At 36.7% G+C, this 24,975-nt stretch carries 17 protein-coding genes; 12 read left to right on the forward strand and 5 right to left on the reverse strand.

The genetic code is table 11. The features are described from left to right. The first annotated feature begins 128 nt into the window (after positions 1-128). Genes DKG80_RS18670 through DKG80_RS18680 form a run of 3 tightly spaced genes read left to right on the forward strand, consistent with a single transcriptional unit; the run spans position 129 to position 12,648 of the window. On the forward strand, positions 129-10,712 hold the full coding sequence (locus tag DKG80_RS18670) for a LamG-like jellyroll fold domain-containing protein (RefSeq protein WP_109832902.1): 10,584 nt from the start codon (positions 129-131) through the stop codon (positions 10,710-10,712). Continuing rightward, positions 10,713-11,747 carry a T9SS type B sorting domain-containing protein gene (locus tag DKG80_RS18675; RefSeq protein WP_109832903.1) on the forward strand — a complete coding sequence of 345 codons (1,035 nt, stop codon included), beginning with the start codon at positions 10,713-10,715 and terminating at the stop codon, positions 11,745-11,747. Position 11,748: 1 nt separating this feature from the next. Continuing rightward, positions 11,749-12,648, forward strand: a complete 900-nt coding sequence (locus tag DKG80_RS18680; RefSeq protein WP_109832904.1) for a PorP/SprF family type IX secretion system membrane protein — start codon at positions 11,749-11,751, stop codon at positions 12,646-12,648. Positions 12,649-12,699: 51 nt separating this feature from the next. On the opposite strand, the gene DKG80_RS18685 is transcribed toward DKG80_RS18680, so the two are convergent. The 3 genes from DKG80_RS18685 to DKG80_RS21215 all read right to left on the reverse strand — a co-directional run bounded on the left by DKG80_RS18685 (position 12,700) and on the right by DKG80_RS21215 (position 16,216). Beyond that, positions 12,700-13,704 (reverse strand): HAD family hydrolase, encoded by a 1,005-nt coding sequence (locus DKG80_RS18685; protein ID WP_162555985.1) that lies wholly within the window; start codon positions 13,702-13,704, stop codon positions 12,700-12,702. Between the two features lie 148 nt (positions 13,705-13,852). Continuing rightward, positions 13,853-15,931: a polyphosphate kinase 1 gene (gene ppk1, locus DKG80_RS18690; RefSeq protein ID WP_162555986.1), complete on the reverse strand. Its 2,079-nt coding sequence runs from the start codon at positions 15,929-15,931 to the stop codon at positions 13,853-13,855. Between the two features lie 144 nt (positions 15,932-16,075). After that, positions 16,076-16,216, reverse strand: coding sequence for a hypothetical protein (locus tag DKG80_RS21215; RefSeq protein WP_162555987.1), 141 nt, complete (start codon positions 16,214-16,216; stop codon positions 16,076-16,078). A gap of 156 nt (positions 16,217-16,372) precedes the next feature. Between DKG80_RS21215 and DKG80_RS18695 the strand changes: the two genes are divergently transcribed. The 5 genes from DKG80_RS18695 to DKG80_RS18715 all read left to right on the forward strand — a co-directional run bounded on the left by DKG80_RS18695 (position 16,373) and on the right by DKG80_RS18715 (position 20,475). Further along, positions 16,373-17,485, forward strand: a complete 1,113-nt coding sequence (locus DKG80_RS18695) for a hypothetical protein (protein ID WP_162555988.1) — start codon at positions 16,373-16,375, stop codon at positions 17,483-17,485. A 110-nt stretch (positions 17,486-17,595) separates the two neighbouring features. Continuing rightward, positions 17,596-18,195 carry a nucleotide exchange factor GrpE gene (locus DKG80_RS18700; protein ID WP_109832908.1) on the forward strand — a complete coding sequence of 200 codons (600 nt, stop codon included), beginning with the start codon at positions 17,596-17,598 and terminating at the stop codon, positions 18,193-18,195. 1 nt (position 18,196) lies between these two features. After that, positions 18,197-19,327: a molecular chaperone DnaJ gene (gene dnaJ / locus DKG80_RS18705; protein ID WP_109832909.1), complete on the forward strand. Its 1,131-nt coding sequence runs from the start codon at positions 18,197-18,199 to the stop codon at positions 19,325-19,327. A gap of 184 nt (positions 19,328-19,511) precedes the next feature. Then, on the forward strand, positions 19,512-19,991 hold the full coding sequence (gene msrB / locus DKG80_RS18710; protein WP_109832910.1) for a peptide-methionine (R)-S-oxide reductase MsrB: 480 nt from the start codon (positions 19,512-19,514) through the stop codon (positions 19,989-19,991). A gap of 76 nt (positions 19,992-20,067) precedes the next feature. After that, complete coding sequence (locus tag DKG80_RS18715; protein ID WP_109833021.1) at positions 20,068-20,475, forward strand: MaoC family dehydratase; 408 nt, start codon at positions 20,068-20,070, stop codon at positions 20,473-20,475. 82 nt (positions 20,476-20,557) lie between these two features. Here DKG80_RS18715 and glmM read toward each other — a convergent pair whose 3' ends face one another. Beyond that, positions 20,558-21,958, reverse strand: coding sequence for a phosphoglucosamine mutase (gene glmM / locus DKG80_RS18720; RefSeq protein WP_109832911.1), 1,401 nt, complete (start codon positions 21,956-21,958; stop codon positions 20,558-20,560). Between the two features lie 112 nt (positions 21,959-22,070). Next, positions 22,071-22,301, reverse strand: a complete 231-nt coding sequence (locus tag DKG80_RS18725) for a hypothetical protein (RefSeq protein ID WP_109832912.1) — start codon at positions 22,299-22,301, stop codon at positions 22,071-22,073. A gap of 150 nt (positions 22,302-22,451) precedes the next feature. Between DKG80_RS18725 and mazG the strand changes: the two genes are divergently transcribed. From mazG to DKG80_RS18745, 4 genes are all read left to right on the forward strand, one after another. Beyond that, on the forward strand, positions 22,452-23,252 hold the full coding sequence (mazG, locus tag DKG80_RS18730; protein WP_109832913.1) for a nucleoside triphosphate pyrophosphohydrolase: 801 nt from the start codon (positions 22,452-22,454) through the stop codon (positions 23,250-23,252). A gap of 128 nt (positions 23,253-23,380) precedes the next feature. Then, entirely contained in the window at positions 23,381-23,761 is a 381-nt protein-coding gene (gene gcvH / locus DKG80_RS18735) for a glycine cleavage system protein GcvH (protein WP_109832914.1), read from the forward strand. A gap of 8 nt (positions 23,762-23,769) precedes the next feature. Beyond that, positions 23,770-24,141 carry a VanZ family protein gene (locus DKG80_RS18740; RefSeq protein ID WP_109832915.1) on the forward strand — a complete coding sequence of 124 codons (372 nt, stop codon included), beginning with the start codon at positions 23,770-23,772 and terminating at the stop codon, positions 24,139-24,141. A 71-nt stretch (positions 24,142-24,212) separates the two neighbouring features. Continuing rightward, positions 24,213-24,887, forward strand: coding sequence for an energy transducer TonB (locus tag DKG80_RS18745; RefSeq protein ID WP_109832916.1), 675 nt, complete (start codon positions 24,213-24,215; stop codon positions 24,885-24,887). Positions 24,888-24,975 lie beyond the last annotated feature (88 nt).

A 24,975-nucleotide genomic window follows, 5' to 3' on the forward strand; every position in this document is an offset into this window, starting at 1 on the left:
TAAAACTTCTTCTGTAGGGTATTTGACGCCACCAAACCGTGCTCTGTAGGGTCTTTGTAGTCCAGTGTTATACCAGGTCGTTGTACGTCAATTTTAGCTTCGCCGATCTGAAACAAAACACAATAACTATGAAATCACTACTACTAAAATCTATACTTTTTGCATCATTAATCCTCATTTCAGGTCAACTACTTGGAAAGGGTGTATCCAATTTTAATTATAACAAATGTGAAAACAGGGTTACTTTTAGGGTTAAGCTTGAGAAAATTTATGATGCAGCTGGTGTTTGTAATGGTTATAAAGACCGAACTAGTGCAGCGCATATTAATATAAAGGTAAATGGTAAGAACCATGGAATTTACGATATATATAGGTCAGGAAGTAATTATTCTTTGACTAAAAGAAGTGGGTTTTCTGCTTTTTACAAATATCATAGAACCGAGAGGCGCAAAAAATGTGCAGTACAGTATGGAAAAATAAAAGAACTTTTTGCCGACTTCACTATTGACGTTCCAGCTAGCATGTCTGGAGAGGGACAAAATTTTACTATAGAATATTTTGGTACATATGATGATAAGCCTTTTTATTACAGTTCTGCTAATCAAATAGCACCAAATATTCCTCGTGTTGCCAACCCAGTAAGTTTGGAACCTTTGTGTGACGGTGTCAAACTATCTTGGGGTAAACCGAGCTTCACCTGTACAAATGCTTCTTACATTATTAAAAGAGATGGGGTAACTATAAAAACCGTTTCAAATTTTAACACACTTGAATATGTAGATAATGAAGTAAAATATGATGATATCAAGGAGCATAAGTATGAGATACTGGTAAGACATAATTCACATGTCTACGACCATGGGCTCCCGACTAGCGTAAGTGGAAATCCCATTAAAAACTTTGATTCGTCAGATTATTTTGAGTCTGTATCTTTAAGCACTACCAATTTTTGTGATCAATCAGTACGACTACAATGGGAGATTGATGACAAAGTAGACATAGATTACTTTGAGGTAGAACGTGATGTAAGTCCACATTTCGATGTAGATCCAATTAAGGAAACAGTTACACAAAAGCTGGGAACTATTTCTTTTGCAGCAAACCAGCTACCTGTTAACCAGCACCATTATTTTAGAGTTAGGGCTTATGATCAGTGTGGTAACAGGACATATACAAAAGCAGGTCAGACACAGCATGTATTTTTCGAGGGTCCTCCTTCCAAACCATCTGTGAAACAAGTGGTACCTGCTACCGATGGCTCTGATAAAGCTACAATTACATGGTCTTATCCAGCTGATGGTACTTCGGTTGATTATTTTCAAGTATATCGTAGGGATCAAGGAGGATCAGGATCCGCAAGGTCGGATAAGCTGGATCCAGATACGTTCTCATTTGAAGACAATGGCTTGAATAATTGTTTTGAATATGAATACTGGGTAGTAGCTGGGAAAAATTGCTTTGATGAAGCAAACTCAATGAAAGTTCAGCAAGTCATTTCTTTCAATACAGATCTAAATGGCTTCGATGAGATTGGAGCTTCTAAGTATTATTTTAATGATCGAATTAGTGTCGAATGGAAGGTAAGTAATGAGAATTCGGCTAACGAAATCGTAGTTTATCGAAAAAGAGAAGGCTCAGAGGATAATCCTGAGATCATCAAGAGGCTTGATATTAAATCTTCAACATTTGATGATTATGATACTGATCCTGGAGTATTGTACCGTTATGGAGTATTGGCTATTTCTTGTCCAGAATATAAGCCTACCAAAGATGAAATTGATAATATGATGACCGATATCGGGGTCTATTCAGAGACGGGTATTATCAATGGAAAACTAACTTACGAAGGTGGTAATGCTGTTAGAGGAGCAAGAGTTTTGGCCACCCCATCTGATGGAGAAAACCGTGGTGTGAGTATGAGTATGGTTAATAACCAGCTTACTATTCCTTTGGAAAACCAAAACACTAATTGGTTTCCAGATGATTGGACCTTGTCTTTCTGGTTTAGACTTCATGATAAATCAAGTGGTCAGAAAATTCTGAATGTTACTAATGGCACAGAATATCTTTCTATTGGGTCTATGGGAGGAGGAACTGAATCGTTCAATGAATATGAATACGAAGAAGTAACCAATATTGTAGGAGTTTCTGATGAATTGATTGGTTTCTTGGATTCTAATGGAGAAGTCAAATCATATTCTGATGAAAGTATCTTAGGTCAGCTCACTGGATCAGAATACAAAGAGTTTCAAAAAGAAAGTTTATCAGGCCTTGTTTCAAACGATACGATTTATGATTTCAAGCATAGAAAGCCTTGGTTGCTGAAACAAGGTAATCAATGGTTTTCGCTGAACTCTAAAACTACTAAACTACCTATCGCAGATTCGCTTATTGGTTACTTTAAAGGAGACTCTGTCTACGAGTCTTTTGATAGTGACTTTGTACTTGCTTTTGTAGATGATAATAAGTTATATCAAGCCGAACACTTTAATATCAAATATGAGTTGGGAGATACTTATGCTTATATCTCAAATAATCAAATAGTATTTGCAAGTAATCCAGAAATCAAAGCAGACATAACTGATGATATCGTTTATGCTGCTGACGGAACTCCGATTCATATGATCAAAGGAAACAATGTATACTACTTACACTTTGATGATGTTAGTCAGAAGTTAGTAAGGGGAAAGAGGTTTGCTCGAAAAGTACCTAATACTACAGATCCATTGGTTGCTTTTGATATCAAACTATTAGAAAAAACTGTTACAGAAGAAATAAGAAAAGGTGCTGAATTAGGTTTAGTAAGTTCAGACAGAGACAAAATCTTTGATAGCTCAGAGTCAGGACTTATCAAGAACTTAATAGACCCAACAGGGGTACTGAGGACCACTGAATATGTAGATACCTTAATCTATGAACCAGTAAGTGCTGAATACGGTATGTCAGGTCATGCATTGGTCAATATAAATTCAGGAGTTTCTGAGTATCTTTTCAATAATTCTGAGGACTCTCTTTATAGTATTACTGTGAACTCGGGTATATTAGGTAATGATGATTATATCACTGATGCATCAACAGGAGATTATATCTTTTTCTTGGGGGAGATAATCAATGGAGATAGACAGTTTTATAAAGCAGTCAATGATACTGAGACCAACATCATTACAAATGTCATCAATACTTATACAAAAGAGGTTTACCAAGCCCAGCTTGATGTCAAAGCAGGTAATCTATCTAGTTCAGAATCTATTCTGACAAAAGATTTGTACTTAGGAGAATACAATAACCTAATGCTAACTTATGACGGAGATGAACTAGTTGCTTTTTTAAATGGGAACAGCTTCGATACTCTTCAAGTTAAAAACTTAAGTAAATTATTTAAGTCTACTTCTCAAGAAATAACATTCGGGCCATTTGACGGCCTATTGGATGAGACGCTATTGTGGTCTACAGCTAAGGATTCAGCTCAGGTAAAAAAAGACTATAATCGATACTTAGGAGGAGGGGAAGAATATTTGGTCGGATACTGGAGACTAGATGAAAAGGTTTCTACAAGTTCTTTTGACGCCTCATATTCTATAGATGCGACTGGTGACCGAAAGTTTAATAAACATAATGCCACGCTTGATTTGGCACAGTGGAGCAATATTGTGCCAGAGCAAGAAGATTTGTCCTTCACTTCATTTACAGATAAGGATGGAAACTATTCGATTCAATCTATCATATATGCAGGTAGAGGGAATAATTTTAAAGTAGTTCCTATGCTTGGCACTCATAGATTTGAACCTTCTAATAAAGTTCTATTCATAGGACCAGCTCAGCAAATCCAAAATGAGCAGAACTTTCGTGATAAATCTGCCTTTAGAGTTACAGGTACTGTCAAGTATGACCCTACTATCTTAGGTTTTAGTTCATCTGATGATCCAAGTGCCCCCAATTGTTATGTAGAAGGCGTTAAATTTTTTATTGATGATCAGCCTGTACTAAAAGACAATAATTTTTATCTAACGGATAAAGAAGGCCGTTTTGACTTTGATGTACCTATAGGTAAGCATACCATTCGAGTAGAAAAAGACAAGCATAGCTTCACTTTCGATACATGGCCACCTACAGGAGAGTTCAACTTTCAGGATGAAGTTCATGACCTAATTTTTTACGACAATACTACCAGAACTGTAATAGGTAAAGTGGTAGGAGGAGCTTCTCAAGGAGAAAAAACTAGCGGTGAAGGATTTTCTATCAATAATATTGGTACTGCTCAAATCAAACTTAAGTCCATAGGTAAGTCATGCTATGAAACTATCATTGAGACAAATCCTATTACTGGTGAATACCGAGCCGAGTTACCTCCATTCAGGTATAATATTGTAGACATTAATATTCCTACACAGAATGTAGCCTTTAACCGTGAGCTGAAGAAGTTGGCTGAATTACCAATTGATCTTGCCAATGATCAACTGGTTACTGAATCGGTTGTATGCTTAAGAAATTGTCAATCTTTTAATGAAGAGATAGAATACCATGTTGTCAGAGACTTTGTCTATCGAACACCTTCTAAATTCAATGTGCTTTCTAACAACCCTGATCCAAATTACTTGGGAGATGTTAAGTATGATGATGTTTACAGAGGTAAATCGATAGACGTAGAAAAATTACCTTTCGATCTATTCACAACTAATTCTGTTTCTATCTGGAAAATTTCAATTACTGAAGATTATTATAATCATGATGATCCCAACAATATTGTTCATTATCCAGATACACTAAGAAATGAGAAAATTATTATTGATAATGAAATAGCCTCCGAGATAGTCACTTTGGATCTTAGTCAGGGATTTGTAGAATATGCATTCCGACCGGCAGAATCATCTTTATTATACGATAGAATCAATCCGTTAGAGAGTTTTACCAAATCCGTACAAATAAGAACGGAAAGAGGTCAAACGTGGAGAGAGCAGGGTGATATTTATAGAGGTTACGTCCTAGGAGGGGTGAATGCAGATAATGAACAGTCTTTCTATACCGTAGCCAACGAAGGACAGGATTATCAAGTGGTCGATTTCATTTTAAGAGATCCTCCGGGTAGTCAGAGTTATTCCTCTTTAGTGGACAAAACCAAGGTTACTAAAGTTAGAAAAACGAAATTTGGTAAAGGTCTACTTCATGAATCTAGCATAGTCAAAGGAACAAAATTCAAGTTCAATAAAGAAACCCCTGTGATTAGTTGGACGGATCTAGAGTCAAAAACATACGGAGGTGCAAAATTCAAAACCAATGCAACCAAGGAGGGTGAGGAGACATCGGTATTTACTTTTGATAATTATTTGGAGTTTTCAACTTCTAAGATCAATAAAAACACGGGTGCGGGAAGTGACCTTTTTATAGGCAACGCAATGAACGTGTTTGTTAATCCGATCTACACTACTAAGCTACTTCCTGTTGATACTTGTACATCAAGAAATATGGACTGTTTCAGTGATATTAAATTTGATATAGATGGAGTCGATTACACTATTGGGAGAGAGAGAGCTATCGGTGCATCGATTGAAGAGAAAGAGACCTTTTTTTATTACACACAAAGACAACTGGAGGAGTTCATCAAAGTTTTAGATAGAGATTATAAAGCCGTAGACCAAACTACCAATAAAGGGAAGGTTTTGGCCTCCAGACTAAGAAACCAAAGTAGAATTTGGAAATCCGCTATTGCCCAAAACGAGTATGAAAAACTGGTAGCAAAGTACAACCTTGAAAATCAAGTTTCTGATTCAGGAATTGAGACTGAAAATATCTCTTTCGCATATGGCTCGAATGTAGAACGAGACTATAAGGTAGGGGTTGAAAATTCTTTTAGTTCCAATAAAAATTTCAGTTTTTACGGAGGATTTACTACTCAAATAGAGTTTGCACTTTTTGGGGCATATATGAAATTTAATCTTGACTTAGGTTATACATCTTTTGCTTCTGAATCAGAGGTGGCCCAAGAACTGAGACAGCAGCAAGTTCATTTTTCGCTGAAAGATGATGATCCAGGAGATCAATACAGTGTAGACGTAGTATTAAACAATTATCCATCTGAATTTGAGCTTGGAGCGGAGCTAGCGCGAGTTTATGATTCATATAGTGCCTTTGGTATCCCAGCAGGATTAGGTGGGTTTGACGAAATTGATAACGAATACAAGTATTCTCCTCGAGATAAATCGAGCTTTATCAACCCGATCTTTATAACTAGAGGAGGAAGAACTTCATGTCCTTATGAACCTGAAGAAAAAGCGAAGTATCTAAATTATTTAGATTCTACACGGTTGGATGATTTGAAATCAAAAAGTATAATTAAGGACTTCATGCCTGGTAACGAAGTTTTAACCTATGAAATCGTAGAAGATTCTGAAGAAGACTATGTTTTGAACTATGGTACCTTCCAAAGAGATCAACCTGGATTCAGAATAGAACCGCGAGTATTAAGTGGTATTCCTTGGGATGGTTTGAGAAGAGCTACGTTTGACGTGTTTTTCGACAATTTGAATATAGAAGATACAGTCAGAACATATAAGCTACTCGTAGATCAAAGAACAACAGGAGCTGGTCCCACGATTAGGCTTGATGGAGAAAGATTTATCAAGGGTACCGAAATTCCACTTTATGGAGGTGAAACATTAAAAAAATCAATAACTGTTCGTCCTGTAAAAGATGTCTATGACTACGAAAATATAGTTGTTTACCTAGTAGCAGGATGTCAGTTTGATTTCGGTCAAGATTTAGATTTTCAGGAAGACATTTTTGCGAGAGATACGTTGTCTGTCTATTTCGACCCGGTTTGTCCTTTAGCATCTGTTATTGCTCCTACTCAAGACTGGATCATCAATAATAGTTCTGGTTCGGTATTACCATTCGAAATTCAGGAACAGCAATTTTACTTCGAAAATCATGAGAAAATAAAACTTCAGTTTAAAGCATCTTATCAATCAGATGAAGATTGGGTAGATATAGCCATATGGAGTAATGATTCTAGTGAGGTAAAAGAACAGCGTGCCCTTGGGTTCAGGTATGAATATATGCCTCGAGAGTCAGTCTTTATTGCTGATGAATGGGATACTGAGGAACTAAATCTACCAGATGGAGCTTATCAAATCAGGTGGCATTACAAGTGTTCCAATGGGTTGGAATCATATTCCGAGCCAATTAATGGAGTAATAGATACTACTAGTCCACACGTCTTCGGCAGACCGTCACCAGCTGATGGAGTATTATCTCCTGATGACGAAATTCTCTTGACTTTAAATGAACCAATTGAAGGAGGGTTAGTCGATCGTGATTTTATTCAAGTTAAAGGAAAAATTAACGGAACACCCCTATCGCACCCTGTTGGTGTGAGGTTTTCTGATAGTCAAAGTGATCAGGTGACAATTCCTCATCTTCAGTTGAGAAATATGCCATTGACTATAGAAATGTGGATTAGAAGAGACGAAAAATATGCTTCAACTAAGCAACAAATTTTGAGTCATTCTCAGCTTGGTGGAACAGACTTGTCTCTTTCTTTGATCCAAGGTGGATATCTTGAATTGAAGCTCAATAATCAGACACTAAGATCAGATTCAAGAATTGAACTTGATACTTGGTCTCATATCGCTCTTTCTTTAGACACTGAAGAAAATAAAGCAGCATTGTATCACAATTCTTCTTTAATTGGATTTAGTGAAAACTTTATTGCGTCTCATTTTGCTACTGCTCCAATGATTCTTGGAGGGTCTGGTTCAGAAAGTTTAATTGCTAATATTCATGAGCTTAGGCTATGGTCAAAATATATGACAGCTGCTGATCTTGCTCAGAACTATTATAAAGATCTAACGGGAAGAGAAATTGGATTACTAGGTTATTGGCCACTCAATGAAGGAAAAGGCGATTTGTCAATTGATAAAGTGCAGTCTAAAAATGCTCAAATACAAGCCGATTGGTTTTCAGAGCCGGCTTCATTGTCTTTTGATTTCAATGGAAACAATCCAATCCAATTGCCTTCATTGGCATTTACAGATGAAGAGGATTTTACTATAGAGTTTTGGTTCAAGTCTGCACTAACCTCAATAGCCGATACAATGACCCTTGTGAGTAATGGTGATTCAGATCATATGGATTGGGAAATTGGGATTAATAAACTAGGTCAGATCATATTGAATCATGATGGTCAATCTGTGGTATTAGTAGGTACCAGTGTACTTGATGAAGATTGGCATCATTTGGCATTAGCAGTTAATAGAGTTGGACATACACGTGCCATATTCGATGGAGAAGTGTCTTCGGTACATGCTGCTATACTCTTTGAAGAATACGGTGGACCAGCTACAGTACTAGGTTCTAGATTGTCATTTAGTATAAACGGAGTTAAACAATTCACAAAAAGATTTACTGGACAAATTGATGAATTTAGAATCTGGCGGATGGCTAAGTCACAAGAGCAGATTCAAAGAATGTCTCATTATAAACTAGAAGGAAATGAATTTGGTTTAGCATGCCATATGCCTTTCGAAGATTATGATGATTTTCTCAGAATAAGTCATGGATCTTTGATTTGTAATGATGAGTTTGATTCAAATCTCGTAGGGGTAAGTAGCTCTGAACAATATTCAAAAGAGAATCCAGGGATAGCTCTTAAACCTTATGAAACCCCTGTATACTTTAATTATTCAGTCAATGGGGATAAAATAATTATCACTCTAGATGAGGAAAATCCTGAGACGATTGAGAATTGTGTATTGGATATCTCTGTGAGAAATTTGATAGACCAACATGGTAATGTCATGAAATCTCCAGTCACTTGGTCTGTTTTTGTAGATAGAAATCAAGTAACATGGAAAGACAGAACATTATCATTCGAAAAGGATCTCGACGTACCTCTTCAGTTCAAAGCTTCTATTCAAAATACGGGAGGTGAGCAGCAAGAATTTGTGATAGATAATCTCCCCACTTGGATTTCAGCTACACCCGCTTCGGGATTGATAGAGCCAGATTCAGAACAGGAACTTAATTTCACTATCAATCGAGGGTTGAATATAGGAGAGTATCAGCATCCGATTCATCTAAGAACAGATTTTGGCTTTAATGAAAGTTTGCTATTGAATATTAAGGTAGCCGAAAAGCTTCCTGAGGATTGGAATTTCAATCCTGATGACTATCAATACACGATGAATTTCATCGGTCAAATAATGATTCACGGTAAATATTCCATTGATGATGAAGACATCATTGGTGTATTTGTGAATGGTGAGATGAGAGGTAAGGCAGCGCTACAGTATCAAGAAGTCTATGATAATTATCAGGCATTCTTATCAGTCTATAGTAATGAACCTGCATCAGGAGAAAAGTTGGAATTCAGAATTTGGGATGCTAGTGAAGGAAAGGTTTTAAGTTCTATAAACATTCCTGAAATCAAGAATGACCCTATACTTTTTGGAGTTAATGAGCTCTATGGCCGTCCATCTAGTCCTGTAACTTTCACATCTGTCAATGAAGTTCTATTTAGCTATGAAGTACCTAAAGGGTGGAAGTGGGTTTCATTCAATTTGACTTCCGACGATTTGATTAGAACCAGAAACCTTTTTGAGGGGCAAAAAGTGAATGATGGAGATAGATTGCTATCAATCGATGCAGTAGATGTATATGATGAGAAAAATGATCTATGGATAGGAACTCTAGGCGGAGACAATTTACCCGAGAGAAAAGGGGGAATAGATGTCCGAGAAGCCTATAGAGTTTATAGTCAAGAACCATTGGTGATAACTTATTCAGGTGTACCTGCTGACCCTTTGGCTCACGAGATCGATTTATATTCTCCAAACAGTACGATTAAGCCTCGAATGTGGAACTGGGTTGGCTATTTAGGCCAAGAAAATATTTCAGTTAATGAAGCTTTATCCTCACTTCAACCTAACGATGGAGATATTATCAAAAGTCAATATGCTTTTGCTATATATGATCCTGTGTTGAAATGGGTAGGTAATTTGGAATATTTATCACCCGGAGAGGGTTATTTAATGCAAGTTTCCAAGGATCAGACTTTAGTATTTCCAAGCAGTAGTTTGATAAATTCTTCCTCGCAAAGGAATACGACTGTGAAGTCTTTGATTCAAAACAATTTCGATCCACATCAATATAGCCAAAGCATGACTGTGACGGCTCGAATTGTCGGTTTGGATACCTATTCGGAATTTCCGATGCTTAAGGCGTACAGTGGAAAGGAGTTAAGAGGTGTTGCGTCTGTAGATGAATTAAACGGGCAGCCAGTCTATTATCTTACGGTTTTTGGTGAGGCTAATGAAGATTTGAGATTTGAGGTAGAATTCTCCGATTATACACATTCTCTACAAGAGGAATATGTTTTCCAAGCAAATCACTCTGTTGGACTTCCGGCTTCACCAGTTACCTTGACATATATTGATAATGAAAATATAAATCTAGGTTTACAGGTATTCCCTAATCCTTTCGATAATCAGGTCAAATTTGTCTTTCAATTGGACGAAGATGGGTTCAATCAACTAAGAGTATTCACCATGGATGGTAAACTCATATTGGATAGAGAATTTATGGGAGGCTCGCAGGAAGTTGTAGAATTTCATTGGAATGGAATAGATGATACTGGAAGGCAATTAGGTGCTGGTATTTATCTGGTCAAGTTTCAGTCGGCCAATCTTGAAAAAGGACAACTCTTAATCAAAGAATAGGTGACAAAATTATTTGAAGTAAAACTGAGGGCATTGATACTATTGCTCTCAGTTTTTTCATTTATCGATATCAAGGCTCAAGACCCTGGCTGGTCTGTTGATTACAGTCAATTTACTTTTAGAATGACTGTGAGCGCGATAGTTGAAAAAGATGGAACCTTGTTAGGCCAAGGAGCTAATCAGGTTGCTGTTTTTTTTGGTGATGAGATTCGAGGGTTAGGTAAACTGGATTTGTATCATGAACCTTCAGATCGATACTTAGCAGTATTTCAAGTAGGTAGTAATTCTTCAGTATCAGAAGAATTGACTGTGAAAATATACGACGAGACTAAAAACGAAGTAGTAGAATCAAGAGTTGGAGTGACATTCACTCCGGATCAACTTGTCGGTAGTGTTACTGACCCTGTTATTTTTTCTGATAATAGATATCCTACTGATATTTTGATAGAGACTCTTGAGTTTAAAGAGAATAGTAGAGAAGGTACACTCATCTCCTTGATATCTACTTCAGATGAAGATGATAGTGATTACAATTATTCTTTACAGAATTTTTCACCAGAGGTAGCGGCTACATCTATTAAGATAAATCATGATTCACTTTTAGTATCTGAACCAATTGATTTTGAAACGACAGATCAGTTTTTATTCTCTATTACTGCCACAGACGCATCTGGTGTTAATTTCTCAAAACAATTTACTATGATCATATTGGATGAATTTGAAGATCCAGATGCACCACCAACTTCTGTAGAAGAAGCAGTGTTTGAAGGACTACCAATCAGCAATTATATTTCTCCAAACGGTGATGGTATCAATGATTATTTGACAATTGGAAACCACCATATCTATGATGACTTTCTATTGAAAATAGTTAATCCAAAAGGAAAAACTATTTATTCCAAATTGAATTATGACAATAGCTGGAATGGTAAGTATGAAGGTAAAAGTTTACCGACTGGAGTCTATTTCTATTTCTTCGAAAATAAGAATAAGGGAGTTCGATTTGATGGTAGGATTTATATAAAGGAGAGATAGTATGAAAGTCCAAATTTTATTCTTGACAATTATGCTGGCTTCGATAAATTTAGCAGCTCAGCAGTATCCAAATACGCAGTTATATTATGCTAACCCTTATCTCATCAATCCAGGATTCACTGGGTATCTCACAGATATGTCAGCTTATGTAAATGCGATGTCACCTATGACAACTGAGAAAAGTGCGATTAGAAACTATAGAGCAGGTATTAATCAAGCCCTTGAAAAAAAGTACCTCGGTGTAGGAGGCAAGTTTACCTATGATCAGAGAGACTTTTTCGAGTCGTTATACTTGGATTTAAGTCTTGCCTACAAATTAGTTTTGAAACGGAAGCATGTAATAGGTTTAGGAACTGATATCGGTATTGTTAATAGGAGTTACAATATTACAGGACTTACTAAGTATGTAGATCAAAATGACCCTACATTGACTTCTGATTACTTCTATAGAACAAATCTTAAAATTGGCGTCGGAATGGCCTACTATTCTACTAGTATGGAGTTAGGCATTGCTTTTCCACATATGGTAGAAAGTTCAGAGAATTTTGCTCCATATTTCAATACCTATGTAGCATATAAATACTATTTGCCAAGAAGTCTTTGGTTGCTCAAACCGGCTCTTTATTTTGTTAATCTTTCTGATGGGACACAAATTGTTAACGGTAACTTGATGTTTATTAAGAAACAGAAGATTTGGTTGCAGTTAGGTTATGGTAGCTCCAAGGAAGTATCCACGGCTATAGGATTGTTTTTTGATATGTATGAGCTCTCTTATTCTTATGTACATAGCTTGTCAGATGTGTTACCGTATAATAGCCTCAATGAGCTAATGCTCAGAATACATATTGGTAAATCGAATAAGTTACTTTCTCATATAGCAGACAAAAAGAATAGGAAGTAATGGATCACAAATAAAGTTGCCTAGAATATATTGCAAGGGTTATTTTGAGTCTCACTGAATGACCTTTGCAGTATCCAATTCCAATTCAACAGGATAAATTATATTCCAATCCTTAGCTATATCAGCTAAAATCCACCCTTTGTCAAGCACTCTACTAAAACCTTGTTTTAGCCTTCCAACATGTGATACACTGTCATATGCCCATTCTCTTACCGAGTCTGTATGATGAACAAATAATTGAAAGTTCAGACCTTCCTGTTCATCTGAATAAAGCATCACATCCAAATCATCATCGGAGTTACCGAACACTGCTACAGGCTTTTTGCCTATGTGTTCTTGGATGTATGAAACTTTTTCATGCTGACTATTTTGAATTGATAGTTCATCCGAATCATTTGCATTCAATACTTGCTTTATAGAACTACCTATTACTTGTTCTGGAGGAATATTATAAACCATTGAAGCAAGTGGTCTCACGAATTCTATTCCACCTTCTGAGACAATATAAGTTTTGAAACCATTCTGTTTTAATAAGTCTAAAACTTCAAGCATCGGTTGATAAACCATTTCTGTAAATTTCTTTCCAGTTTGTGGATGCTTAGATTTATTGACCCAATCCTTAACCATGGATTGAAATTCCTCAGAAGTATAATTTTCATGTGACGCTGCCAATAACTTCAGCAATCCTTCTTTTCCATAAGACGCTATTCTTGGAAAGTTTTCCTCCAATACAGATTTGAACGGTTCTATTTCTTGCCATTCTGGATGTTCAGGTGCCAGCTTCTGGATATGGTCTATCATAAAGTAAAGTTGAAAATAGATTGGTTTCTCTGACCAAAGCGTACCGTCATTGTCAAATACAGCAATCCTATCTTCTTCTTTGATGAAAACTGGACTACCATCAGTTACTGCACCTTTCACAAAGCTCTTGATAGCGTTTTTAGAAATACCTTCATTCCAAGAAGGAAGAGAATCTGCTTCAGTTTGTATTTCAGATCCTTTTTGGGAACAGCCTAGAGTAATGGTTAAAAGTAGAGCTGGTAAAATGCGTATCACAGTCAATAAGTTTATTTGAGAAAACGAAACTACAGAATCAAGCTGATTCTGTAGTCGTTATATACCGATTAAATAAACAACCATTCTTACTAGACAAGAGTATATAAATTGTTTGATAGTATTATTTACTTAGGTATTCTCGTTGTTTTTAAGACATTTCTTCCCACATTTTGATCATATGATATGTATCCACTTGGGCGTTGTAAAGTTTCTCTCCTTTTCCAGGTTTGATCCAATTGTTATTTAACTCTTCGTCAAGTTCAACCGCCTTGGTATTATCTATTAGTTGGAGATTTAAAATTTCTTTGATTTGATTTTTTAAAGTGAAATTCTTGATAGGAATGTTTACTTCAATTCGTCTTTTCAAATTTCTTTTCATCCAGTCTGCCGAACCCATGAAGAGTTTGTCTTCCCCATCGTTGTGAAACCAAAATACCCTAGCATGTTCTAAGAACCTTCCTACCACTCTACGAACTCTAATATTCTCACTTAAACCAGGGACACCTGGAACGATACAACAAATACTACGCACAATCATGTCAATTTTGACACCTGCTTGGCTAGCTTCATAGAGTTTATCAATCATACCACGCTCTTCAAGGTTGTTTAGCTTGATAATAATGTAACCTTGTTTGCCCTGTTTTGTCAGTTCGATTTCCCGATCAATCAAGCCAAAGAAACCATCTATGATGTTGAACTGTGAAACAAGTAAGTTCTTGAATTCTTTAGGCTGCTTGCGTTTAGTAAGATATTTGAACAGATCATCCAATTCTTCCCCCATTCCTTGATCACTAGTCAATAGACCATGGTCACAGTATATAGATGCTGTTTGCTCATTGAGATTACCAGTTCCAAAGAAACTATAGTTTTTTATCTCTCCTGATTCAGTCTTTCTTTTGACCAATGCAACTTTTGCATGTACTTTCAGCCCTGGTATACTGTAAATTATTTTTACTCCAGCAGACTGAAGTTTCTCTGCCCATCGAAGGTTGTTTGCTTCATCAAATCGAGCCTTTAGTTCGATAAACGCTGTTACATTCTTGCCATTCTTCGCAGCACTCATGAGTGCGTTTCCAATCAGAGATTTAGAAGCAATTCGATAGAAAGCCACTTTAATTTCTTGAACATGTGGGTCGCTTGCAGCTTGATTGAAATACTGAAGAATATAATTATAACTGTGGTAGGGGAAGTGTAACATACGATCCTCCTCATCAATAGCATTGAATATTGATCTATGTTTATCTATTCCTTGGTTTTGAAGCGGAGGGAACGGTTCATATTCTAGCTGTGAACCAATAGGGTTTGGAAGCTGGAAAAAATCAAATAAACTGTGATATACACCTCCAGGTACTAAATCTTCATCATGAAGCTCAAGAGCATCTTGAAGGAAACTCAGAAGCTCTTTTGACATTCCTTCTCCGTATAAAAACCTGCTTGGTACTCCCAGATTTCGTTTCTTAATCTGCTTTTGAATTTTCTCCACAAGGTCTCCACTGAACTCATCTTCTATATTGAGGTCTGCGTCCTTATTCATCTTGATGCTTTTGCATTCAATAACCTCAAAATCTGGGAAAACAAAGTCTAGATGCATTTTTACAATATCATCCAAAAACATGTAATGAAACTGAACATTTGGACTTGGAAGCTGATAGAATCTAGGCAATACATCTGATGGAATGTTTAAATATGCATATTCTATACTTCCAGAAAACTTATTCTGAAGTCTCATAGCAAAATAAAGAGCTCTATTATTTAAGAAGGGAGCTCTATTAGTTACTCCAAAAATATGTGGCTGTAGAAATGCCAATACTTGAGTCTTGAAATAATATAAGGAATTAGCCCTTTGAGCTTCATTTAGTTCGTTTGGAGTCAACAGAAATAACCCGGTCTTTTGTAGATCAACTACAATTTCATCTCTAAGTATTCTACCGTATTCAACTAGTTGTCTCGTCACACGACGGTGAATCTCAACAAGGATCTCTCCAGGATCAGTATCTAGAGCGGCATTGATTTTTTTACCATCCAAATCAAGTAGTCTTCTCAGGTAAGCTACTCTTACTCTGAAGAACTCGTCTTGGTTAGAAGAGTAAATAGCTAAAAATCTGAGTCTTTCTAAGAGAGGAACGTCTTTTTGTTTTGCCTCTTGTAGCACTCGATAATTGAAAGTCAGCCAGCTGAGATCACGATTGAAGTATCGTTTTTCGGTAGTTGTAGATTCTTTCTCCAAAATGAAGCGTTTAGTAGATGATAGTGAACGCTGTGAATTTACGTGATTGGAGTATGATTTTGAAAGTTTAAGTATAGGTAAAAACGAAAAATCCCTGATTTCTTAATAGAGATCAGGGATTTGATATTTTTTCAGCCGAAGTGACTATTCTTGATCGTCCTTTTTAGCTGCTGTAGATTTGAAGTCAATCAAAGAAACAGCTGCCCCAAAGGCTGCTAAACACACTACTATGTTTACAAAAAGATTCACTCCTGAAGTAACCGCTGGGTTCAAAAAATCAAACATGTTTCTATTATTTAATTAGTAATGCGAAGATATAGAAATTCTGAAAAGTCATGATGACTAACTGATGTCAGTTAAGAACTTTAGTTGAATATTCCGAGAATAAGGATTGGGTATTGATCAAAATATCTAATTTTCGGATTCGTTGAATTCATTTACATGCTACGAATAATTATACACGGTACATTCTTTGGGTTATTGGTTCTCAGCTTTTCGACCAATGCACAGATGGTAGGAGCGGAGGCTATGCGTTTCAAAAACTTTACATTGCATAACGCTCCACCAAAGTACCTCCTTTCGAAAAAATCTGCTGTTTTTATATCTACTCCACCAGATTCGAAAGACCATCGTCTTCGAGAAGACTGGAAAGAATTCGCGAAAGAAATTCACGGAAGTTTCAAAAAAATGGGAATCGACGCGGTAGCGTACTATTATATCGATGATTTGTTTTCTAATTCTGATGTAAATGAGTCTTTAGCTAAAGATTTAATCAAACGTCAATTCAAATATGTCATTTTGGTAGAGCATACACGCAGTTCTATAAATCCCGATCTCGAAAACTATTATGTGATTACCGTAACTCCTTTCAATAAAGAGTTAACATTTGTTGATGAAGGGGCTAATGCATGGAGAATTGAAGGCCCTAGCCTGAATACTCTTTTAGTTAAAATGTCTAAGGATATCCAACGGAAAGAAATGAAATTCAGCAATTACCTTATTCCAGATGAACCTGAATTTTTCACCGATGCCGCTATTATTAAAGGTAGAAGAATTCCTACTTATGCAATGGATTTGAAAGTTGAGCCATTGATTGTACCAAAATTTCAAAAGTATATCCCAAAGGATTCCAGCCAAATCAATGTAACTACGAGGGCTAAAATCAAGAAGTTTAATGATGAGATCGATCGAAAAAACCAGCGACTAGAGCAAATCATGTCTACATATCCTTTGAAGTATGAAATTTCGGATAATTTCTCAGATAGTGAGGTTTATAATAGAGGAGGACAGTTTGTACTACTTCACTTTAATACAACAGGAGATCACATCAAAGCCTTTATGGACTATGAGATTGACGGTGACGAAATACTCGAATCTAAGACAGCTATGGGTAAAGTTAGTTTACCAGCAGAGGCTGAAGTCACCAAGTTTTACGTTAAGCATGTTTTCACTAAAGATGTTTATACAGGGTTGAATTGGGATGCCGCATTGACATGGGAAGAAGCACTCGAGAACTTTGTATTCAATATGAAGGATATTTTGGATATCAATTGATTCATTTGACATAAAGACACGCTTTTTTATTTCATATCCGACAGATTGACGCACTTTTGCGCTTGGCAAAGTACTTGCTAATAAGGGAACGTATTGAATTGTAGATCATAATGGCAAAATCTAAGAAATCAGCTGACATAAAGTCAACAGAAGAACAAGTAGCAGAAGAGCTAAACAATGACACGCAAGTGAAAACTGAGGAAGTAGAAGAACAAGAGGAGCAGAAGACAGAAGAAACTCCTGCCGAGGAAGAGGTAGATGAATTGACAAAGCTAAAAGCCGAGGTTGCAGAGTCTAAAGACAAGTATTTAAGACTTTACTCAGAGTTTGAAAATTTCAGAAGAAGAACTGCAAAGGAAAAGCTGGATATGGTAAGCTCAGCAAATGAAGGTTTGATTCAGTCTTTATTGCCAGTATTGGACGATTTTGAAAGAGCAGATAAGTCAATGACCGAGGATGCAGACATTAAATCTGTAAAAGAAGGTGTGGATCTTATTTTCAATAAATTCAAAGGTGCTTTGGAACAGAAAGGCCTAAAAATAATTGAAGTAGGAGCTGGTGATGATTTTGATGTAGAACATCACGAAGCAATAACTCAGATTCCTGCACCGACAGAAGAGCTTAAAGGCAAAATTGTAGATGTCGTAGAGAAAGGGTATCAATTAGGCGAGAAGGTCATTAGATTTTCAAAAGTTGTAACAGGAGCATAAGATGTCAAAAAGAGATTATTACGAGGTACTTGGTGTTAGCAAAGGTGCTGATGCTTCTGAAATAAAGAAGGCTTATAGGAAGCTAGCGATTAAGTATCACCCTGATAAAAACCCAGATGATAAAGACGCTGAGGAGAAGTTTAAGGAAGCCGCTGAGGCTTATGAAGTTCTCAGTGACGACCAAAAGAAAGCTCGCTATGATCAATTCGGTCATGCAGGTATGGGTGGAGCTGCTGGTGGCGGAGGCTTCGGAGGTGGCGGAATGTCAATGGATGACATTTTTTCACAGTTTGGAGATATCTTCGGCGGAGGTGGGGGAAGCCCATTCGATAGTTTCTTTGGCGGCGGTGGCGGCGGCGGTCGTAGACGTCGAAAAGGCACCAATCTTCGTATCAAATTAAAGTTGTCCTTAGATGACATTGCAAATGGTGTTGAAAAGAAGATCAAAGTCAACAGGCTTGTAGTTGCTGATGGTGTAACTTATAGAACATGTCCACAGTGTCAAGGAACAGGCCAAGTGCAGAAAGTGGTACAGACCATGTTAGGTCAAATGGTTTCTGCCTCGACATGTCCATCATGTAATGGGTCTGGACAAATTATCGATAAAAAACCTAATGGTGTTGATAGTTCTGGATTGACTTACAAGGACGAAGTTATTTCTGTAAAAATCCCTGCTGGTGTTACAGATGGTATGCAGTTAAGCATGTCAGGTAAGGGAAATGAAGCGCCGGGCGGAGGTGTTCCTGGAGATCTTTTGATCGTGATAGAGGAACAAGAAGGAGAGACATTGAAGAGAGAAGGTAACAATATAGTGTATGACCTTTATCTCAACTTTGTTGATGCTGCTTTAGGAACTTCTGTAGAAGTACCGACTATATCTGGAAAAGTAAAAATCAAGATTGATTCCGGTACTCAAAGTGGGAAAATATTAAGGTTGAGAGGAAAAGGAATTAAAGATATCAATGGATATGGAACCGGCGATCAATTGATTCATGTAAATGTATGGACGCCAAAAACTTTGACGAAAGAAGAAAAGAAAACACTAGAAGGACTTAGAGACTCTGAAAATTTCTCACCTAGTCCTGATAAGAGTGAAAAAGGATTCTTTGAAAAGATCAAGGAGTTCTTTTAGGACATAAGTTGATTTATTGATTTAAAGGCCTGATTTCTTAGTAGATATCAGGCCTATTTGTTTGAATAAAAACTAGTATAGAATTATCCACAGTTAATTTCTTTTGTAATTCTAGAATATGGTTTAGGAACTGATTCAAATAAAAGTTCGTTTGATAGTTATTAACAGAAATAATTTTAAGCTTATGAGATTACTTAGTACACTAGCTTTTATCATAGCTGTTTCATTTACAGGCTATGCGCAAAGTCCAGAAATTGGCTCTGAGAGCTTTAAGAAAATAGAAAAGACTGAAGCGGAATGGAAGGAACAGCTTACCAATATGCAGTATTATGTCCTTCGTAAAAAAGGAACTGAGAGAGCCTGGACTGGAGAGCTTAATAGTAACAAGAAAAAGGGAATATATAAGTGTGCCGGTTGTGGGAATGAATTATTCCATTCTTCAACAAAGTTCGAATCAGGTTCAGGGTGGCCTAGTTTTTATGATTACGTGAATAAATACAGTTTAATGGATGAGGCAGATTATAAATACGGTATGGTACGAACAGAAGTACTTTGTAAGAGATGTGAAGGACACCTAGGACATGTTTTTGAGGATGGGCCTAAGCCAACTGGGCTTAGATATTGTATTAATTCCGCTGCTCTTATATTTGAAGAAGAGAAATAATATTTTCCTACCTGAGAGCCTTTTTGATTATTTAGCTACACATTCATTTTTATACTCTTTGTTTTACATTTGGCGAATGTTAAAACTAGGAGATACTTATCAAACAGAGTTTTCAATCTCTCAAGAAGAGGTTACCAAGTTCGCTGAAGTATGCGGCGACAAAAACCCAGTTCATTTGGATGCCGACTATGCAGCTCAGACACCATTTAAAGTACCAATTGTACATGGGATGTTTAGTGCCTCAATAATTTCTAAAGTTATGGGCATGGAGTTTCCAGGAGAAGGCACAATCTATTTGGGACAAAGTTTGGACTTTAAAAGACCTGTTTATGTAGATAAGACGTACGAAGTAAAATGTGAAATCATTGAAATTACAGAAGGTAAAAGTATCGCAAAAATCTCTACAAAAATCCATGAGACTGAAAGAGGAAAAATTGTAGTAGATGGAGTTGCTACTGTAAAAAATGTTGAAAAATTGCCCTAAAATTTACTGTGGCTCACAAGACATAAAAATGGCCTCTCGATTTTGAGAAGCCATTTCTGTAATAGTCTTTTTGAATTTAGCGTCAGTCAGCTTCAACTTTATCAACCACAATATCTTTAATATCCATCATGATCTTGTTAGCCACAGCATCTGCTGTATTTTGTGAATCTGATTCTGCATATATACGGATGATTGGCTCCGTATTAGACTTTCTTAGGTGAACCCACTCAGATTCAAAATCTATCTTTACACCATCTTCAGTATTGATAGGATGCTTTTGATATTTTTCTTTAACTCCTTCTAATACCTTATCTACGTCAATATCAGGAGTCAATTCAATTTTGTTTTTAGAAATATGGTAGTTAGGGTACATTGCTCTCAATAGAGCTGATGGCTTTCCAAACTTTGCCAAGTGACTCAAAAATAGAGCAACACCCACTAAGGCATCTCTACCATAGTGAAGCTCTGGATAAATGATACCTCCGTTGCCCTCACCCCCGATGACGGCATGGGTAGCTTTCATTTTATTAACGACATTGACTTCACCTACTGCTGAAGCATTATAATCTCCACCGTTTTTCAATGTCACATCTTTCAAAGCTCTCGTCGATGACATGTTAGAAACTGTATTTCCAGATTTATTTTTCAAAACAAAGTCAGCAACAGTCACTAAAGTGTACTCTTCACCAAAAGGTTCACCATTATTTCCGACAAATGCGAGTCTGTCTACATCAGGATCCACTACTATTCCCAAATCAAACCTGCCTTTCTCTACCTCACCACAGATGTGAGTAATGTTTTCAGGAAGAGGCTCCGGATTATGCGGGAATAGTCCGTTAGGCTCATCAAAGAAGATTTCATAGTCTGTAACACCGAGCTTATCCAAAAGCTTTGGGAGTGCAATAGCTCCACTAGAGTTTACAGCATCCACTGCTATTTTGAAATTCTTTTCCTTAATAGCGTCCACATCTACTAGGTCAAGCTCAACAATTTTGTCTACGTGATAATCAATGTAGGTGTCATTTTGAATACGTTTACCTAAATCTTTAGAAAGGGCGAACTCTATTTTACCTTCATCAGCTATTTCAAGAACTCTTGCACCATCATCAGATGAGATAAACTCTCCCTTTTTATTAAGAAGTTTTAATGCATTCCAGCCATTGGGGTTATGACTAGCCGTAATGATGATTCCTCCTGCAGCTTTTTCTGCTGGTACAGCCATTTCTACTGTTGGGGTGGTAGATAGTCCTAGATCCACTACATCAATACCCATGCCTTGGAGTACACCACTAGCAATATTGGTGATTAGTTCGCCTGATGGCCTCGCATCACGGCCTATTACTATTTTTTTTTCTTCCGAGTTTTCAATAGCCCACTGCCCAAAAGCAGCAGCATATTTCATAACGTCATAGGGAGTCAGGGCCTCGCCTTCTTTCCCTCCGATCGTACCACGGATGCCCGAGATAGATTTAATTAAGGTCATATGTATTTTTAAAAGGTGCGCAAAGGTATTTATTCAATGCAATTTGAAAAGTTCGTTGACTTTTAAAATTAGAATATTTGGATGCGCGGTTTTAGTTGGTTTTGAGATGGATTTAATCGAATTTCTTCAATACTTTATCTACTTCATTGTCAGGATTGCCACATGACTCACCTACAGTAATCACTTTACCACAGTATCCACATGGTTCTCCAGTTTTATTTAAAAAAGGATTTTGAGAAGCACAAGTTCCTTTGAACTCTCCGTTTTTCAAGAATATGAGTCTTACACTCATGAAAATGAAAAAAATCCCTACAAATCCGATTCCTAATAATACTGTTGTCATATCTGTAAAACTTAACTGCAAAGGTAAAACAATTAACTTCAATACGAGGAGAAACTTCCTGAGTTGTATCAGTGATTAAATTTAAGAAAGTCCTATTATATCAATTCATGCCAATAGCTTTGTGAATATCATTTAAATATTTTGAATAACATGGCTGAACCAAAATGTGCTCCTGATCCAAAAAGAGATTTTAAATTAAAAGCTTTTGATCGTCTACTTACTGTAATGGATGAGTTGCGAGAAAATTGCCCTTGGGACAAGAAACAGACCGTAGAATCACTTCGCTACCTAACTATTGAAGAAACTTATGAGCTATCAGATGCTATTTTGGAAAATGATTTAATGGAAATCAAAAAAGAGTTGGGAGATCTTATTCTACATATGGTCTTTTATAGTCGAATAGCTCAAGAGCAGAAAGCTTTTGATATATCCGATGTACTCAATGGAATATGTGAAAAGCTAATACATAGACACCCACATATATATGGAGATGTCCAAGCAGATAGCGAAGAACAGGTAAAGGCCAATTGGGAGAAGATTAAACTAAAGGAAAAAGGTAATAAATCGGTCTTAGGAGGTGTGCCGAAGTCTCTTCCTGCAATGGTTAAAGCTATGAGAATTCAAGAAAAAGCGAGAGGCGTAGGTTTTGACTGGGATAATAGAGATCAAGTTTGGGATAAGGTTCAAGAAGAACTATCGGAGTTTCGTGAGGAAATAAATCAGAATGAAAAGGAGAAGGCAATGTCTGAGTTTGGAGATATCCTTTTTTCATTAGTTAACTATGCTCGATTCGTAGATATTGATCCGGAAGAGGCTTTAGAAAGAACCAACAAAAAATTCATTAAACGTTTTCAATATTTGGAAACTGAGAGCAAAAAGGATGGTAAATCATTTGATGATATGACCCTAGATGAGATGGATATATATTGGGAGCAAGCTAAAAATATTTAATCGGCTAACTTTATTGAACTAACAGAAATGGATTGATGTTTGAATTGGCCAATGGATCAAAACCCTTGGTTACTTATTGAATAATAATCTAATTTTGGCCATCATCGAAAACAAAAAAGGAAAAAGGAATGACTTTCCCAGAAGAATTAAAATACACTAAAGACCACGAGTGGGTAAAAATAGAAGGAGACGTAGCTACTGTAGGTATTACCGACTTTGCACAAGGAGAGCTGGGTGATATTGTATATGTTGAAATTGAAACGGAAGGAGAAACAATTGATCAAACAGAGCTTTTTGGTACTATTGAAGCTGTTAAAACTGTTTCTGACCTTTTTATGCCACTTTCAGGTGAAGTTTCAGAATTTAATGCTGAACTAGAAGATTCCCCCGAGCTGGTGAACAGTGATCCGTATGGTAAGGGTTGGATGATTAAGATAGCAGTTTCTAATCTTGATGAAATGTCAGAGCTTTTATCAGTTGAAGAATACAAAGAACTCATCGGTCAATAGGTCTTAAAATGAGTGAAAAGAAATGGATAGGGTCTGCAGTAATGTGGACCCTTCTTATTTTATACCTCCTATTGATGCCTGGTGAACAGAGTTCTGATCCATGGTGGTATTTTTTTCCACATATTGATAAACTCATTCATACAGGCATATTTACTGTATGGAGTTTTTTAGTGGGAATGTCGCTACTTGACCGTGAAAATGGGAAGACACCAGTAGTCACTATTTTAGGTTTGGTCTTGGCTATAGTTACAGAGGTAGCTCAGGCTTTTATAGATGGAAGAAGTGCCAGTACTTTGGATGCATTAGCAGACATGATTGGAGTTTTAGTAGGAATCGTTGCTACATTTTACGTTAAAAAAAATCTAATAAGCACCAAATGAGGATGACTTTGCTATATTTGACGTCCAGTGTAATGAAAATAAGAGATTAATATTCATTTAGTAATAAAATAATGGAGGCAAAAAAGAATCCTAAAATAGCCTTGGAAAGAAAGCAAGGTCTATTTTTTAACGTCGGACTCACGATAAGTTTGCTTTTGGCTATCACTGCTTTTGAATGGAAGTTTTATGATGCGAGTGAACTAGTAGATCTTGGCCAAGTAGAAGATAATTTTGAAGAGATCATGGAAATCCCTGTGACGGATATTCCACCACCACCACCACCGAAGATCGAAATCCCTCAGATTGTAGAGGTTCCAGATGAGGAAGAAATCGAGGAGGAAATCGAAATTGAACTAGATGTAGAAGTGAGTGAAGAGACTGTTATCGAAGAGATTGTCTTTGAAGAAGCTCCAGAAGAAGAAGAAGTTGATGAGGTATTTGATATCGTAGAAGATCAGCCAGCGCCTCCAGGTGGTATGGGTGCTTTCTATAAATATGTGGGTAAGTCGATGAAATACCCTAAGCAAGCTCGAAGAATGGGAGTTGAAGGTAGAGTATTCGTTCAATTTGTTGTTGACCAAAATGGAAATCTAACTGAGGTTAGAGCTATTAAAGGAATTGGAGCAGGTTGTGATGAAGAAGCAGTGAGAGTATTGAAAAGTGCTCCTAGATGGAAACCTGGTAAGCAAAGAGGTCGCCCTGTGAAAGTAAGAATGATCCTTCCTATTACATTTAAGTTAGGATAATTTTAATTGAAAAGATATTGAAGCTCCATCCGACAAGATGGGGCTTTTTTTGTGCCCATAAGTTTTATTGTTTCAACAAATTTTAGAT

The organism is Reichenbachiella versicolor, assembly GCF_003171675.1.
Lineage (GTDB): Bacteria > Bacteroidota > Bacteroidia > Cytophagales > Cyclobacteriaceae > Reichenbachiella > Reichenbachiella versicolor.

Bases quoted from the DNA above. Each gene is read 5' to 3' on its own strand.
- DKG80_RS18670 (WP_109832902.1), top strand. From the start codon at position 129: ATGAAATCACTACTACTAAAATCTATACTTTTTGCATCATTAATCCTC.
- DKG80_RS18680 (WP_109832904.1), top strand. From the start codon at position 11,749: ATGAAAGTCCAAATTTTATTCTTGACAATTATGCTGGCTTCGATAAAT.
- DKG80_RS21215 (WP_162555987.1), bottom strand. From the start codon at position 16,216: ATGTTTGATTTTTTGAACCCAGCGGTTACTTCAGGAGTGAATCTTTTT.
- DKG80_RS18695 (WP_162555988.1), top strand. From the start codon at position 16,373: ATGCTACGAATAATTATACACGGTACATTCTTTGGGTTATTGGTTCTC.
- DKG80_RS18700 (WP_109832908.1), top strand. From the start codon at position 17,596: ATGGCAAAATCTAAGAAATCAGCTGACATAAAGTCAACAGAAGAACAA.
- dnaJ (WP_109832909.1), top strand. From the start codon at position 18,197: ATGTCAAAAAGAGATTATTACGAGGTACTTGGTGTTAGCAAAGGTGCT.
- msrB (WP_109832910.1), top strand. From the start codon at position 19,512: ATGAGATTACTTAGTACACTAGCTTTTATCATAGCTGTTTCATTTACA.
- DKG80_RS18715 (WP_109833021.1), top strand. From the start codon at position 20,068: ATGTTAAAACTAGGAGATACTTATCAAACAGAGTTTTCAATCTCTCAA.
- glmM (WP_109832911.1), bottom strand. From the start codon at position 21,958: ATGACCTTAATTAAATCTATCTCGGGCATCCGTGGTACGATCGGAGGG.
- DKG80_RS18725 (WP_109832912.1), bottom strand. From the start codon at position 22,301: ATGACAACAGTATTATTAGGAATCGGATTTGTAGGGATTTTTTTCATT.
- mazG (WP_109832913.1), top strand. From the start codon at position 22,452: ATGGCTGAACCAAAATGTGCTCCTGATCCAAAAAGAGATTTTAAATTA.
- gcvH (WP_109832914.1), top strand. From the start codon at position 23,381: ATGACTTTCCCAGAAGAATTAAAATACACTAAAGACCACGAGTGGGTA.
- DKG80_RS18740 (WP_109832915.1), top strand. From the start codon at position 23,770: ATGAGTGAAAAGAAATGGATAGGGTCTGCAGTAATGTGGACCCTTCTT.
- DKG80_RS18745 (WP_109832916.1), top strand. From the start codon at position 24,213: ATGGAGGCAAAAAAGAATCCTAAAATAGCCTTGGAAAGAAAGCAAGGT.